The sequence below is a fragment of the Hymenobacter setariae genome, from assembly GCF_007713685.1.
Classification (GTDB): domain Bacteria; phylum Bacteroidota; class Bacteroidia; order Cytophagales; family Hymenobacteraceae; genus Hymenobacter; species Hymenobacter setariae.
Genome location: NZ_VMRJ01000002.1, coordinates 296,954 through 311,592 on the forward strand (window position 1 = coordinate 296,954; position 14,639 = coordinate 311,592).

Genomic DNA, 14,639 nt, shown 5'->3' on the forward strand with positions numbered 1-14,639 from the left:
AGGTAAGAGGTAGGAGTTAAAGATTATGAGATGACTAAGCTTCAGTCAAAGAGAAATTATTTCAAATATGATTACTCCTCGCTGTTCATTCTCAATTCCTTCTGTAGGCAGCGCTTGAGCATGCGGCGGCCGTTCTGAAGGTGGCTTTTTACTAGGTTCAGCGCCAGCCCGGTAGTGGCCACGATTTCTTGATACGATTTTTCTTCTAAATAAAACAGCTCTAGGCAGCGGCGCTGGTCGGGTGGAAGTTGACCTAAGGCTAGCTCCAATGCTTGCAAGTCGGCCTCGTGCTGAGCTGTTTCTTCGGCCTCCTCGGCGGCATTGGGCAGATGCCGGGCGGCGGCCGTTTCCACATCGGCGGCGTCGGGCAGTAGTAGGAGGGGGCCACCGCTAGCCGTGCCGCGCTGCCGGGCGCGCAGCTCCATGAGGCAGTGGTTGCGGGCGGTGGTGTAGAGCCAGGCCCCAAAGTTATCGGGCACATGGGTGCGCAGCTTCACTACCAAGTGCTCGAATAGCTGCATGGTCGCGTCCTGGGCGTCTTCGTCGGGCGGGGCCAGGTAGCGGCGGCACACCGCAAACACCTCGGGCAGGTGCCGCTCGTAGAGCAGCCCTAGGTCGGCCACGTCGCCGCCTTGGCGATAGCGAGCCAGCACCTCCTGGTCGGAGAGGGCGACGGACGGAACGACGGTAGTGCGGCGACGAAACAACACGGCGGCAAGGTACGAGTGGGCGCAAACACCCGCGCCCTGCCACTGGCAGGATGCTGCTTTGCCTCAAAATGCACACTATCGGCCACAAAAAAAGGGCACCAGCCAGCAATTGGCCTGGTGCCCCTTCTTATACTACTGCCAAATACTTGGTCAGTAGCCTATAACTACTGCTTGGCGGCAGCTTTCATGTTCTCTTTGGTTTCGCGGGCCGACTTAGCAGCAGCGTCGCCCATGGCGTCCATTTTGTTGCCAGCGGCGTCCATTTTAGCGTCCATCTTGGCGCCAGCTTCTTGGGCATTGGCTTTGGCCTTGTCGGCAGCGGCGTCCATTTTATCGCCAGCTTTGTCAGCAGCGGCTTCCATTTTGTCGCCAGCGGCTTCCATTTTAGCTTCGGCTTTGTCGCCGGCAGCTTCCATTTTGTCGCCTACTTGCTCGCTGCTGGGGGTAGTTACTTCGGTGGTCGTGGTGGTGCTACCGTCAGCGTTTTTAGTGGTGTCGGTTTCGGTCGAGCAGGCGCCGAGGCTCAGGCTGAGGGTGGCGGCGGCGAGTAGGGTCTTGAAAGAAGTGGTCATGGGAATAGGGGTTGGGAAAAAGATGAAATTGTGCAGCTTAATGAACGCTCCATGCAAAAGGTAACCTTCCCGCATTTCCACTTACCAACTTTTTTGTCCGGCATAAGTATAGACGAGTTGCACTTCGATTTGCCTTTCCTTCATCCTATGGATTCTACTGCCTCCACCCCGCACACCACCCCCGCCCGTACCGAGCCGCTGCACATCAGCGATGAGCAAAGCACGGCCTTGCTCACCGATACCCTAGGCCTGCTTGGCGAGGGCCTGCCCAATGCCGATGGGGCTAGCGGCCTGCACGAGCTAGAGCGTTGGGAGATGGTTCTCGATGCCAGCGACCGCCCCGGCCTAGCCAAGGTGTGCCAGGAAGTAAAGCTGCTACGCGAGCGCCTTAGCGCCTCTGATACCCAAGCGCACGAAATAGCCGAAATCCTAGCCAGCCTAGGGGCCGAAACCCAGAAAGTGAGCGAGGAGGCAGCCAATGGCTACTCCGATTCGCTGCACAAGCTGAGCCGCTTGCTCATTAAAGCCAGCAACCTGCTTTCGCGCTAACCGACTCGCCTAGTACTCAAAACCTGCCAGTTAGGCTTAGCCCAGCACCCTAGCGCGGACTCCTATGAGTCCGCGCTATTTTTTTGCCCCGACCTTTGCGCTGCAATTCGCGTCGCCCATGATTACCCTCTACGACCCTTTCGAGGGCATGCAGTTCGGCCTAGGTCGCTGCTTTCTCACCGGCCAGCCCGTTGGCCCCAATGACACCATTCCGGTTTTTGCCGAGTGGGTGCAGTCTGCCTACGCTCTAGCCGAGCGCCCCATCTACCTACTCGACCAGAGCCAGACTACCTACGCTACCCTACGCCTGCCGCTTGCGCCTGCCTTGCGCTCGCGCCTGCAAGCCCTCGAAGATGAGGTGCAGCAGGCAGCCCTAGGTGGTCCTGCGGCCTTGCGCGCTATGCCACCCGCCCGCTTATGGCAATGGGCAGGCAAAATGTTCTACGGCATCTTCGCCGCCGAGCTGGTGCAGCAGCAGCAGCCGCTCATTAAGCCGCAGTACCCGCTGGCCGAAAATGTGCAACTGCTGCGCAAGTTTCGGCCGTTTTACCAGCTGCTGCAAGGCCTGCGCGTGCCCACCGACTATGCCGACTTTGTGCCCGGTTCGGTGTTTGTGCTTGAGGTAGATGACCACTATGAGGCGCCAGTCTTTGAATACGATGATGACCTCAACACCTTAGTATTCAGTATTAAGCTGGGTAATGCCGTGGTAGTGGCTTCGCTCATCGACATTGGCTTTATCGGTCAGGCCATGCGCCAGGTGTATGCCGATGCCCAACGTCCGCTACACCCCGCGCAGGTGGCCGAGTTCAAGGCCCGCGTTTATTATGGGGCCTACCTACTGTCAGCTATCCCCGACATCTACCCACGCCGGCCCGGCCCACTCGACCCGCCCGGTACCGAGCTAGTGCTCGATGCGCTGGTGGATGACGTGACAGCGACCATCTTCAATCCTTGGGAAAACTTGTCTTACGGCCACGTCCTTACCGGGCTTTGGGTACGTTGGGGCCTCACCGAGGAAGTTATTCTACGCAATCCGTTCCAGCCCTTGAGCTTGCTCTACGATGCTACTAGCCAGCCACAGTCGGCCGAGGATGCCGCCGAGCAGCTAGCGGTGTTAGCCTATGGATGAGCTAGCGTAAGCTAAATTATCTGCTGCACTAACCTTAACCGAACGGACGCCCCGCGCCGCCCGTATGCAAAGCCCCAGCCCACCCTTGGCTGGGGCTTTCCTTTTCCTCCTCACCTACTTCTATGTCTTCTTTCTTCGCCAAAGCGGCGGCTACACCCGCTGCTGCCGTGGCCGCTGGCCTGCTCCTAGGTGCCTGCAACGGCAATAATGCTGCCGATAACCAGGCCCGTGGCACCATGCCCGCCGACTCGACCGCTGCCCACGTGCCAGCCCCCGCGCCCGCCAACTCGCCGCTCACCATCGTGGCCGAAATCAACGCCCCCCAAATTACTGGTGTGGCCGTAGCGCCGGGCGGCAAAATATTCGCTTTCTCGCCTCGCTGGGATTACAACCCTACCAATCCGGTAGCGCTGGTAACGGGCAAAAACACTCTAGCGCCCTATCCGGATGCTAAATGGTGCATGTGGAACGACTCACTACATAACGAGCCCCAAAAGCATTGGATTTGCCCGCAGGCCGGCTACGTCGATACCAAAGGCCACCTCTGGATAGTAGACCCCGCCTCGCCTGGCCTCAAGTATACTGTGCCCGGCGGCCCTAAGCTCGTTGAAACTGACCCAGCTACTAGTACGGTGGTTCGCACCATTGCCATCCCCGAAAGCGTAGCCCCACGCAAGTCGTACCTCAACGACGTGCGTATTGACCTGCAAAACAATTACGCATATATGACTGAGTCGGGCACCGGCTCGCTGGTAGTTGTCGACCTAAAAACTGGCACTTCACGTGCCCTACTCAAGCAGCAACCCTCGACACTGCCCACTCCCGGCTTTGTGACCAAGGCGCAGGGCCATGCTCTCATCGACCCTATGGGCAAGCCAGGTTCTTTTAAAGCTGATGGCATTGCCTTGAGCACTGACAATCAATACCTCTACTATCGCGCTTTGTCCGGCCACGAGCTTTATCGCATTAAGACTGACATATTGCGTAACCCAGCGCTCAGTGCTGCTCAAGTAAACGCTGCCCCAGAAAAACTGCCTGATGCACCTGCATGCGATGGCATGGAAATAGACAGCAAAGGCAATCTCTACCTCACAGCTTTTGAAACGGGTGCCATTCTACGCCGCACGCCCGATGGTAAGACCGAGACGCTAGTGCAAGAAGAGCGCCTACAGTGGCCCGATACATTTGCATGGGACCCTGATGGCAAGAGCCTCTATTTCACTGTGTCAGAGCTTGACCTTACGCCAAATTGGAACAAAGGAGTAGCACCAGCACACGAGCCATTCCGCATTTATAAAATGGCTGCTACCAAGTAAACGGCAGCTTTGCAAAAAGCCCACTGTTGCCACTTAGGTGCCACGCAGTGGGCTTTTTAGCAGGAAAAGCTACGGGAAAATCCAGTTTTTTACGTTAGCTTGGTAAACTTTTAAGATTATAAATCAGCAGTCACTGAAGCTAACGAGTTGACCACAGGCCTTATTTGCGTAACCGCATATAGGTTTTTAGGTTATTCTCAGATAGTTTACTTTTGCACTGCTTGTCGTAGCCTTTTCAATTCCCACTCCATATGGATACTTACTCCTATATCGCCAATGCTGATGTGGCGGCCATCGAAACGCTGTACGAGGCGTATCAGCAAAACCCCGAATCGGTCGATTTTGGCTGGCGTAAGTTTTTTGAAGGCTACGATTTCTCGCAGCAATTCCCTGAAGGGGCACCTGTAGTACCAAGTGCCGAAGGCGCTAAAAACGGTAACAATGCCCCTGCCACTAAGCCCGGTACTGCCCCTGGCCCTGTGCCGCAGCCCGATGGTTATGGTGTGCTCAACACCGCCGCCTCGACCAACGATGCTGGCCCCCTAGCTAAAGGCGAAGTGGCTAGTGACAAGGAAACGGCCGTGCGCAACCTCATCCACGCCTACCGTAGCCGCGGCCACTTGCGCGCTAAAACCAACCCGGTGCGCGAGCGCAAAGACCGTAAAGAGCGTCTGAGCCTTGCCGACTTTGGCTTGAGCGATAGCGACCTAGATACTAAGTTTCGCCAGGGCGAGTCGCTAGGTCTAGGCCAAAGCGCCACGCTTCGCGAAATCGTAGCGGCGCTTACAAGCATCTACGCTGGCACAGTAGGTTTCGAGTTTACTTACATCCGTGACCCTCAGATTCTGGACTGGTTTCAGCAGAAAGCTGAGCACGGCGCGCTGGCTTTCAATCCCGATGTAGAGTACAAGAAGCGCATTTTAAAGAAGCTGAACGAGGCAGTAGTTTTCGAAAACTTTCTGCACACTAAGTTTCTAGGCCAGAAGCGCTTTTCGCTGGAAGGTGGCGAAACTGCCATTCCGGCCCTAGATGCCATTATCAACCGTGGCGCCGAGCTAGGCGTGAAGGAAGTGATGATAGGCATGGCCCACCGCGGCCGCCTCAACGTGCTGGCCAACATCATGGGCAAGACCTATGAGCAGATTTTCAGCGAGTTTGAAGGAACTGCCACACCCGACCTCACCATGGGCGACGGCGACGTGAAGTACCACATGGGCTACTCGTCGGAGGTTGATACTACGAGCGGCAACAAAGTCAACCTGAAGCTGGCCCCCAACCCCTCGCACCTAGAGGCGGTGAACCCAGTAGTGGAGGGCTTCGTGCGAGCTAAAATCGAGCACCAATACGGCGGCGATTACCATCAGATTCTGCCTATTCTTATCCACGGTGATGCGGCGCTGGCCGGCCAGGGTATTGGCTACGAAGTGACGCAAATGTCGCAGCTTGAAGGCTACAAGACGGGCGGCACGATTCACTTCGTGATTAACAACCAGGTAGGTTTTACTACTGATTTTGAAGACGCTCGCTCGTCTATCTATAGCACCGACCTAGCTAAGATTATCGACGCGCCGGTAATTCACGTGAATGGCGACGACCCTGAAGCGGTGGTGTTTGCCGTGCGCCTGGCTACCGAGTACCGCCAGCAGTTCCACGCCGATATCTTCATTGATATGGTGTGCTACCGCCGCCACGGCCACAACGAGTCAGACGAACCCAAGTTCACGCAGCCGACGCTCTATAACGTTATCTCGAAGCACCCCAACCCGCGCGAGGTGTACAACAACACGCTGGTGAAGCGCGGCGACGTAGATGCCGAGCTAGCCAACCAGATGGACAAGGAGTTCCGCGACATGCTGCAAGCCCGCCTCGACCAGGTGAAGCAGCAGCCGCTGCCCTACAAGTACCAGGCCCTGGAAAACGAGTGGCGCACCCTGCGCCGCAGCACCAACGAAGACTTCGACCAGTCGCCGGAAACCGGCATTAGTGAGGAAGTAGTGGAGCGCGTGGCCAAGGCCCTGACAACCATCCCCGAGAATTTCCGGCCTATTAAGCAGATTGATAACCTGCTGAAAGAGCGCCGCAAGATGTTCTACGAAACCCGTACCCTCAACTGGGCTGCCGGCGAACTACTCGCCTATGGCTCGTTGATGAGCGAAAACCACACAGTGCGCGTAAGCGGCCAGGACGTACAACGCGGCACGTTCTCGCACCGCCACGCGGTGCTGCACGATGCCGAAACGTCGGCCCCGTACAACTCGCTTAACCACTTAGAAGGCGAGCACCAGCCGTTGAATATTTTCAATTCTCTGCTGAGCGAGTACGCTGTCCTAGGCTTCGAATTTGGCTATGCCATGGCTAACCCCACGGCGCTAGTAATCTGGGAAGCACAGTTTGGCGACTTCGCCAATGGTGCTCAGACGATGATTGACCAGTTCGTGGTGAGCTCCGAAAGCAAATGGCAGCGCATGACGGGCCTCGTGATGCAGTTGCCCCACGGCTACGAAGGCCAGGGCCCTGAGCACTCCAATGCTCGCCCCGAGCGCTTTTTGCAGCTCGCTGCTGAGAATAACATCATCGTGGCCAACATCACGACACCGGCCAACTTCTTCCACGCATTGCGCCGCCAGCTCACTTGGAGCTTCCGCAAGCCACTAGTGGTGATGTCGCCCAAGTCGATGCTGCGCAACCCGCTGTGCGTATCGCCGGTGGAGGACTTCACTAGCGGACGCTTCCAGGAGGTTCTAGGTGATGGGTTTGCCGATGCTGGCCAAGTAGAGAAGGTGCTGCTGTGCTCAGGCAAGGTGTACTACGACCTGCTTGATGAGCAGCAGAAATCTGACCGCAAGGATGTGGCCATCGTGCGCTTGGAACAGCTGCACCCCTTCCCCAAAAAGCAGCTCGACGTGGAGCTAGCCAAGTACCCCAACGCCAAAATCTACTGGGTACAGGAAGAGCCTGAGAACATGGGCTACTGGAACTATCTGTTGCGCTTCATGCGCCGCGAACTCGAAGATGTAGTAGCCCGCAAGCCCTCGGCTTCGCCCGCTACTGGCTACAACAAAGTGCACGTAAAAGAGCAGAAGGAAATTGTAGCCCGCGCCTTCGGTGAGCGCCGCGAAAATGTGGCCGACGAGCAAATCAAGGAAACCAACGAAGTCGCCAAGACACTCGACTAGTCTTTCAATTTGAGCTGCTAGCGCTGCGATAATTACTCGCAGTCTATCTTTTCTGTCAATTTTTAGCAGTCGGCCATCTATTGCGTAGTGCCGTTTCCCTGCCCATTCTATTCTTTGCCATTCTCAGATGCCCACCGAAATTAAAATTCCCGCCGTTGGCGAATCCATCACCGAAGTAACCATTGCCAAATGGCTCAAAGCTGATGGCGAAGCCGTGAAGCGCGACGAAGTAATTGCCGAGCTCGAATCGGACAAAGCCACATTTGAGTTGCCCGCTGAGGCTGATGGTACCCTCAAAATCCGTGTGGCCGAAGGCGAAACGATTGGCATTGGTACGGTTATCGCCGAGCTAGATGGTGCTGGCGCACCGGCTAGCAATGGCCAAGCTGCGGCACCCGCTGCTGGCGGCGACGCCCTAGCCCAAGGTGAGCAAAACCCCCAAGCTAGCGACCAAGCCGGCTATGGTGGCCAGCCCGCCGACCGCCCCGCAGCTGACCCTGCTACGCCTGGTGCACCTGCCGCTGCCCCAGCAGCTAGCAGCAGCTCGGTTGAAATGAAAATTCCTGCCGTAGGTGAGTCTATCACCGAAGTGACGGTGGCCAAATGGCTGAAGCCCGACGGCGCGCAAGTAAGCCGCGACGAGGTGATTGCCGAGTTAGAATCGGACAAAGCCACGTTTGAGCTGCCTGCTGAGGGTAGTGGTACCCTGCGCCACGCCGTGAAAGAAGGCGACACTATTAGCATCGGCGCTACCATTGCGCACATTGAAGGTGGTAGCGGAGCAGCTGCGGCTCCGGCCGCCAGCGCACCTGCCGCTGCTGCGTCGGCCCCTGCTGCCCCAGCTCAGGCTGCTACTAGCGGCGCGGCCACCTACGCTACTGGCGTGCCTTCGCCGGCCGCTGGCAAAATCCTAGGTGAGAAAGGCATCAACGCCGCCGACGTAAACGGCACCGGTCGTGATGGCCGCATCACTAAGGAGGATGCTCAGAATGCTCAAGCCAAGCCGGCAGCTGCTCCGGCACCAGCAGCTGCTCCTGTTGCTTCGGCGCCTGCTGCGCAGGCTGCCCCAGCTGGCGAGCGCGGTCAGCGCCGCGAGCGCATGAGCAATCTGCGCAAGACGGTAGCCCGTCGCCTCGTATCGGTAAAAAACGAGACGGCCATGCTCACTACTTTCAATGAGGTGAACATGCAGCCCATCATGGACCTGCGCAACAAGTTTAAAGACAAGTTCAAGGAGAAAAATGGCGTGGGCCTAGGCTTCATGTCATTCTTCACTAAGGCCGTGTGCGTAGCCTTGAAAGAGTGGCCCGCCGTGAATGCTTATATCGACGGCGACAGCATCGTGTACTCTGACTTCTGCGACATCAGCATCGCTGTATCGGCCCCGAAAGGCTTGGTTGTGCCCGTGATTCGCAATGCTGAGAAGCTGAGCTTCGATGGCGTGGAAAAGGAAGTAGTGCGCCTAGCTGGCCTAGCCCGCGACAATAAGCTCACCATCGAACAGATGACGGGTGGTACGTTCACCATCACCAATGGTGGCATCTTTGGCTCGATGATGAGCACGCCTATTATCAATGCGCCGCAGTCGGCCATCCTAGGTATGCATAATATTATCCAGCGCCCAGTAGCCGAAAATGGACAAGTGGTTATCCGCCCCATGATGTACCTAGCGTTGAGCTACGACCACCGCATTATCGATGGCCGCGAGTCGGTGTCATTCTTGGTTCGTGTCAAAGAATTGCTAGAAGACCCTACGCGTTTGTTGTTAGGCGTTTAATAGAATTAATATAACTTTAAAAAGGCCTACTCTTTTTTTAAGAGTGGGCCTTTTCTTTTGCAACTATTGCTAAATACTGATAATCAGTAAGGAAAACTTATTTATATTCACGAGGTAAATATATTTGTTTTTGTGTTTTTTTATTTATAATGCTAATTTTGGTATGTCCGCTATATACTTACTATTATCACATGCAACGCTTTACCAAACCTGAGTGCCAGACGTGCCCTCACCGCAAAAACCCATTGATGAGTTGCTGCTCACCAGAAGAATTGGAATTTACTAGCAGTAACAAGACAACTCATTACTATCAAAAGGGGCAATACATCTACCAGGAGGGCAACCACGCCATGGGCCTATTCTGCATCAGCCAAGGAAAAATAAAGTTGTCGAAGGCAGCAGGAGACAATAAAGAGCAGATTGTGCACCTGCTCCGGGAAGGTGGGGTAATGGGCTACCGCGCTCTACTAGCTGGCTCACGATACACGCATTCAGCGGTAGCGCTCGAAGACTGTGTGGTATGCTTTATGCCACGCCCAGACTTCTTGCGTCTAGTGCAAGCAAACCAGCAGTTTTCGATGAGTTTGATGCAACTTCTAGCACAGACGCTTGGGCTGGCGGAAGAGCGGATGATGCACCTCGCTTATAAGCCAGTACGCGAACGCTTAGCAGGAGCTTTGTTACTCGTGCAGCAAACCTTTCAGCGAGATGATGATGCACTGCCCTTCCGTATTGCACTAGGCCGCGAAGATTTAGCGGCCCTCGTAGGTACTGCTAAGGAAACAGTTAGCCGACTGCTTTCCGAATTCAAGGATGCGGGAATGATTGCTACGCGTGGTAGTCAAATTACGATTTTGAAGCCAATGCGGCTGCAAGAGCTCGCTACCATGTACGATTAAAAATCCTAGGTCACAGATTCTAGCTAGACAGGCGAGCTAAGTTATTTACAGGCTAGTAATCTGGCTTATTGGCTTATATCTGCAGCCAATTGCATAAAAGCTAAACGAGGATGTTATTATTTTAATTATAATTACCTCAAAAGCTAAAAATTGCATATTTTGATTACAATCATCACTGAAAGTGATATTAGTCATTTTTCAAAACCAGACCTGCTCCGAGCTTTGTCATAGTCAAAAGGAAAGAGTCACTAAACTATATGTAGTTAAATTATATTTGATAAACAGACAGTTATAAAATTAGCTATTTTGTATTATGCCAATATTAGATATTTATAAAATTTAAATTGTCATCAACTCCACCTAATTAAACAGAATATTGAACAGGCCGGCAGTAGATTAGCCCGGATGCTATGAATCTTCCTTTTCTTCGCAACCTGCCAGGTTTAGGACGTCGTCCTTTATTCAAGGTAGTAGCTACTTCCGAAGCAACAGCTACTGGCGCTGAAGCAGCATTACAATACCTGCTAGCCGAACTACCAGAATTACTGATGGCGGCTGTAGTAGCAGTGGATTCAGGACAGGTGCTGGCAAGCTATGCTACCCAGCCTCAGCTATGGCCTAGCACCGCAGCCCCCTTTTGGATAGCAGCAGTGCAACAGCTACAGGCTAGCCAAGTTGCTCAGGACTCAGAACTCGAGCAGCTAGAAGAAATATTAATCACGTTGCCATCGCAGCTGCACTTGCTTCACCTAACACCAACCCGGCAGTATCTACTCTGCCTAGCAATAGCAGAAACGGATACCAACCTAGCCCTAGCCCGCGAAATCATGCGGCAGGCTTCTGACCTGACCACCAAAACGCTTATTTAACTACACAATCGTTTCCCATTTATCAACGTCCAATTAATCAGTTCCCTTCTCACCCTTTACACCCTTCTTACCCATGAAACTAACTGCTACTCCTTTCGATGCTCAAACCGGCGAATTGCTACCTGTTTACCGGGATGCGTACCTGCGCGGTGACCTTGCCCGGTCGTCGGCACAAGCTGTAGAAGACTACCTGCGCCGCGATGCCAACGAGGCTTACTCGGTAGTGACGCGCTGGCACCACCTGCAAGCCGACGAAAACCAAGCTGCTGCCCCTAGCTGGGTTGGGCGCCAGCTGCAATTCATGCGTGAGCAACCCCAGCGCTTCCGTCGCCGGGCCATGAGCTTTGTAATGATGGGTGCTCTAGTCGCCGGAGCTTCTATGGCCGCTAACCTGCCCGCCAGCAAGCTGCCTACCACTAACCTATCGGCCTCGGCCGCTAGCCTATCGGCCGCCTCCGAAGCTGCCATTGCTCCGGAAGCTGCGTTGGCCCGCACTGTAGTGCTACACGGCCGCATTCTAAACGAAAAAGGCTTGCCGCTGGCCGGTGCTACCGTGCTCCAAAAAGGCACTGCCTATGGCACTAGCACCGACGCAAACGGCAACTACAGCCTGCGTGTGGCAGCTGGTAGCCAGGCTACGCTTCAGTACGGCTACGGTGGCTATACCGAGCAAGAAGTAAAAGCTGCTAATGCCACCGCCACCACTGCGGTAGTACTACAGCCTAAGCAAAGCAAGCGCAAGCACTTCCTATTCTTTTAATTGAGTTGCGAAGAAGAGGTGAGGCTAGTGCAAAGGACCTGAAGGCAGTATCCGAAGCACTAGCTTACCCTTTGCTCGCTTACCCCTTATTACGCCTGCGTGAAAGCAAGGACTTATCGCAAGCTCGTTGCCAAAAAGAGGCAAGAAGACGAGCTCCTATCACTAGTTGCTAATTCGCCTTCCGTCGATTCAACGTCCACTGATTCAGTTTCCAACGATTATATACCTTACACTACCCTAGCCCAAATGGCATACTCTAAAAACAACCCGGCTGGCCAAACGGTCGAAGCTATCATTTCCGATTTGCCCGGCCTCGTAGCCATTGCAATAGTTGATGTGACATCGGGCATGGCCCTTGCTTCGCACTCCAATTCGCCCACTATCAACCCTGAAACGGCGGCTGCCTATAACACGGAGGTAGTAAAGCAGAAGCAGAAGGCTATGAGCGCCCTCAAGCTAACGGAGGAGAATATTGAAGATATCCTTATCACGCTGACCAATCAGCTACACCTTATTAAGCTGAACGCGGCGGGTAATAAGTTTATTTACCTAGTAGTAAACTCGCGCGAAACGAACCTGGCTATTGCCCGGGAAGTGTTGCGCTCACACGCATCAGCGATGAACTAGTCGGTAGCGACCCGGCTTTTTTGTTCAAAAGCCCGCCCGGTTTCGGGTGGGCTTTTGTGTGTACTAGGGGTATATTTTATCGGTGAGCGTGGCTTTTGCGTACTGCAGTTAAATCTTAATTCAATCGATTTTCCTCATGGCATCTGTTTCTTCTGCTTCTCGAAGCGCTAGGTTTTGGCCTACTCTAGGTTTTGCAGCCATCACGGGCTCGCGAGCAACCAGCGGCCCAGTTTTCCTTAGCCAGTACTTGGCCGGCCAAGCGCTAGCGCCGGGCTTTGCAAGCTCGCCACTACGCTTCTTGGCCAAGCCGGGCGTAGCTAAAACACTGAAATTTCTTATCGCCGGCGAGTTTGTAGGCGACAAGCTGCCGAATACTCCCAATCGCATTGTGCCGCAGCAGCTTTCGACGCGAGCTGCCTCAGGGGCGCTGGTGGGCGCGGCGCTCTATAAAGCCAAGGGTGGCAGTGCCGTAAGTGGCGCACTCATTGGTGCCCTAGGTACTGTAGCAGCTACTTACCTTACCTATTACCTGCGCAAGGGTATTAGCGACAAGACAGGTACGCCCACAGGGCTGGTTGGGGCCGGCGAAGATGCCTTGGTGCTGGCTAGTGGCTCGGCATTAGCCAAGGGCTTAGCGAAGAAATAGGTGCCTAGGGCAGAACAGCACGTTCTTAGTACCTAAGGTGTTGAAGACACGGGTGTGGTTGGCGAGTATTCGCCCGCCGCACCCGTGTATCTTTGTAGGGCTGGCCTCGGGCTGGGTTGAACCTGTTTTTTACGATTATGAATCAGTACGACGTCACCGTCATTGGCTCAGGCCCCGGCGGCTATGTGGCCGCCATTCGCTGCGCTCAGTTGGGCTTGAAAACCGCCCTCATCGAAAAGTACCCGACCCTAGGTGGCACTTGCCTCAACGTGGGCTGCATTCCGAGCAAGGCGCTGCTCGATTCGAGCGAGCACTATCACAATGCCCACACGGCTTTTGCTGACCACGGTATCGGGCTCGACAACCTGACGGTGGACATGAACCGCATGATAGACCGCAAGGCTGGCGTGGTGAAAGCCAATGTGGACGGCATCGCTTACCTGATGAAGAAAAATAAAATCGACGTGCTCACCGGCGTCGGTTCGTTTGTCGATAAAAACCATATCAGCATCGCGCCCACGCAGGGTGGCGAGGCACAGCAGATTGAGACTAAAAACGTCATTATCGCTACTGGCTCCAAGCCTACGGTGCTGCCGTTTATCAAGCAGGACAAGCAGCGTATCATCACTAGCACCGAGGCGCTGAACATCCGCGAAGTGCCCAAGCACATGATTGTGATTGGCGGTGGTGTGATTGGCCTCGAAATGGCGTCGGTGTACGCTCGCCTAGGTGCCAAAGTATCGGTGGTGGAGTTCATGGACAGTATCATCCCGACCATGGACCGTGGCCTAGGTAAGGAATTGCGCCGTGTGCTGGGTAAAATCGGCATCGAGTTTTTCTTCTCGCACAAAGTGACCGGCGCTACCCGCGACGGCGACAACGTGACCGTCACTGCGACCAACGCTAAGGGCGAGGAAGTGAAGTTTGAGGGCGACTACTGCCTAGTGGCTGTAGGCCGCGTGCCTTACACCGCTGGCCTCAACCTCGAAGCCGCCGGTGTAGAGATGGAAGAGCGCGGCCGCATCAAAGTCGATGAGCACCTACAAACCAACGTGCCCGGTATCTATGCCATTGGCGACGTCATTCGCGGCGCCATGCTGGCCCACAAGGCCGAGGAAGAAGGCGTGTTCGTGGCCGAAACTATCGTGGGCCAGAAGCCGCACATCAACTACCTGCTCATCCCCGGCGTGGTATACACGTGGCCCGAAGTGGCTGGCGTGGGCTATACCGAAGAGCAGCTTAAGGAGCAGGGCAAGGCCTACAAAGTGGGTTCGTTCCCCTTCAAAGCCAGTGGCCGCGCTCGCGCCAGCGGTGATACCGACGGCTTCGTGAAGGTGCTAGCCGATAAAACCACCGACGAAATCCTAGGTGTGCACATGATAGGCCCGCGCATTGCCGACCTTATCGCCGAAGCCGTGACCGCTATGGAATTCCGTGCTTCTGCCGAGGACGTGGCCCGCATGAGCCACTCGCACCCCACCTACGCCGAGGCCATGAAAGAAGCCTGCTTGGCTGCTACCGAGAACCGGGCGATTCATATGTAAGTATTGTCTCGGAAGACAACAACTAGAAATGGGCCTAGAGACAGCTATCTCTAGGCCCATTT

At 54.9% G+C, this 14,639-nt stretch carries 13 protein-coding genes; 11 read left to right on the forward strand and 2 right to left on the reverse strand.

The genetic code is table 11. From position 1 onward, the window contains the following. Positions 1-71 precede the first annotated feature (71 nt). Both FNT36_RS07750 and FNT36_RS07755 read right to left on the reverse strand, forming a co-directional pair. Entirely contained in the window at positions 72-710 is a 639-nt protein-coding gene (locus FNT36_RS07750) for an RNA polymerase sigma factor (protein WP_144846128.1), read from the reverse strand. Positions 711-874: 164 nt separating this feature from the next. Next, positions 875-1,282 (reverse strand): hypothetical protein, encoded by a 408-nt coding sequence (locus FNT36_RS07755; protein ID WP_144846130.1) that lies wholly within the window; start codon positions 1,280-1,282, stop codon positions 875-877. Positions 1,283-1,429: 147 nt separating this feature from the next. On the opposite strand from FNT36_RS07755, the gene FNT36_RS07760 reads away from it, so the two are divergent. The 11 genes from FNT36_RS07760 to lpdA all read left to right on the forward strand — a co-directional run bounded on the left by FNT36_RS07760 (position 1,430) and on the right by lpdA (position 14,577). After that, entirely contained in the window at positions 1,430-1,831 is a 402-nt protein-coding gene (locus FNT36_RS07760; protein WP_144846132.1) for a hypothetical protein, read from the forward strand. A gap of 64 nt (positions 1,832-1,895) precedes the next feature. Continuing rightward, positions 1,896-2,963, forward strand: a complete 1,068-nt coding sequence (locus FNT36_RS07765; protein ID WP_233635765.1) for a hypothetical protein — start codon at positions 1,896-1,898, stop codon at positions 2,961-2,963. Positions 2,964-3,085: 122 nt separating this feature from the next. Next, positions 3,086-4,279: an SMP-30/gluconolactonase/LRE family protein gene (locus FNT36_RS07770; protein ID WP_144846134.1), complete on the forward strand. Its 1,194-nt coding sequence runs from the start codon at positions 3,086-3,088 to the stop codon at positions 4,277-4,279. Between the two features lie 251 nt (positions 4,280-4,530). After that, the gene (locus FNT36_RS07775; RefSeq protein ID WP_144846136.1) at positions 4,531-7,455 is read left to right on the forward strand and encodes a 2-oxoglutarate dehydrogenase E1 component; all 2,925 of its coding nucleotides are present in this window, start codon (positions 4,531-4,533) and stop codon (positions 7,453-7,455) included. Between the two features lie 127 nt (positions 7,456-7,582). Beyond that, entirely contained in the window at positions 7,583-9,232 is a 1,650-nt protein-coding gene (gene odhB / locus FNT36_RS07780; protein ID WP_144846138.1) for a 2-oxoglutarate dehydrogenase complex dihydrolipoyllysine-residue succinyltransferase, read from the forward strand. A 191-nt stretch (positions 9,233-9,423) separates the two neighbouring features. Then, positions 9,424-10,131, forward strand: a complete 708-nt coding sequence (locus FNT36_RS07785; RefSeq protein WP_233635766.1) for a Crp/Fnr family transcriptional regulator — start codon at positions 9,424-9,426, stop codon at positions 10,129-10,131. 410 nt (positions 10,132-10,541) lie between these two features. Beyond that, entirely contained in the window at positions 10,542-11,000 is a 459-nt protein-coding gene (locus FNT36_RS07790; RefSeq protein WP_144846142.1) for a roadblock/LC7 domain-containing protein, read from the forward strand. A gap of 73 nt (positions 11,001-11,073) precedes the next feature. Then, positions 11,074-11,760, forward strand: a complete 687-nt coding sequence (locus tag FNT36_RS07795; RefSeq protein WP_144846144.1) for a carboxypeptidase-like regulatory domain-containing protein — start codon at positions 11,074-11,076, stop codon at positions 11,758-11,760. A 246-nt stretch (positions 11,761-12,006) separates the two neighbouring features. Next, positions 12,007-12,387: a hypothetical protein gene (locus FNT36_RS07800; protein ID WP_144846146.1), complete on the forward strand. Its 381-nt coding sequence runs from the start codon at positions 12,007-12,009 to the stop codon at positions 12,385-12,387. Between the two features lie 136 nt (positions 12,388-12,523). Beyond that, positions 12,524-13,033, forward strand: a complete 510-nt coding sequence (locus tag FNT36_RS07805) for a DUF4126 domain-containing protein (RefSeq protein ID WP_144846147.1) — start codon at positions 12,524-12,526, stop codon at positions 13,031-13,033. Positions 13,034-13,170: 137 nt separating this feature from the next. Further along, positions 13,171-14,577 (forward strand): dihydrolipoyl dehydrogenase, encoded by a 1,407-nt coding sequence (lpdA, locus tag FNT36_RS07810; protein WP_144846149.1) that lies wholly within the window; start codon positions 13,171-13,173, stop codon positions 14,575-14,577. The last annotated feature ends 62 nt before the right edge of the window (positions 14,578-14,639 follow it).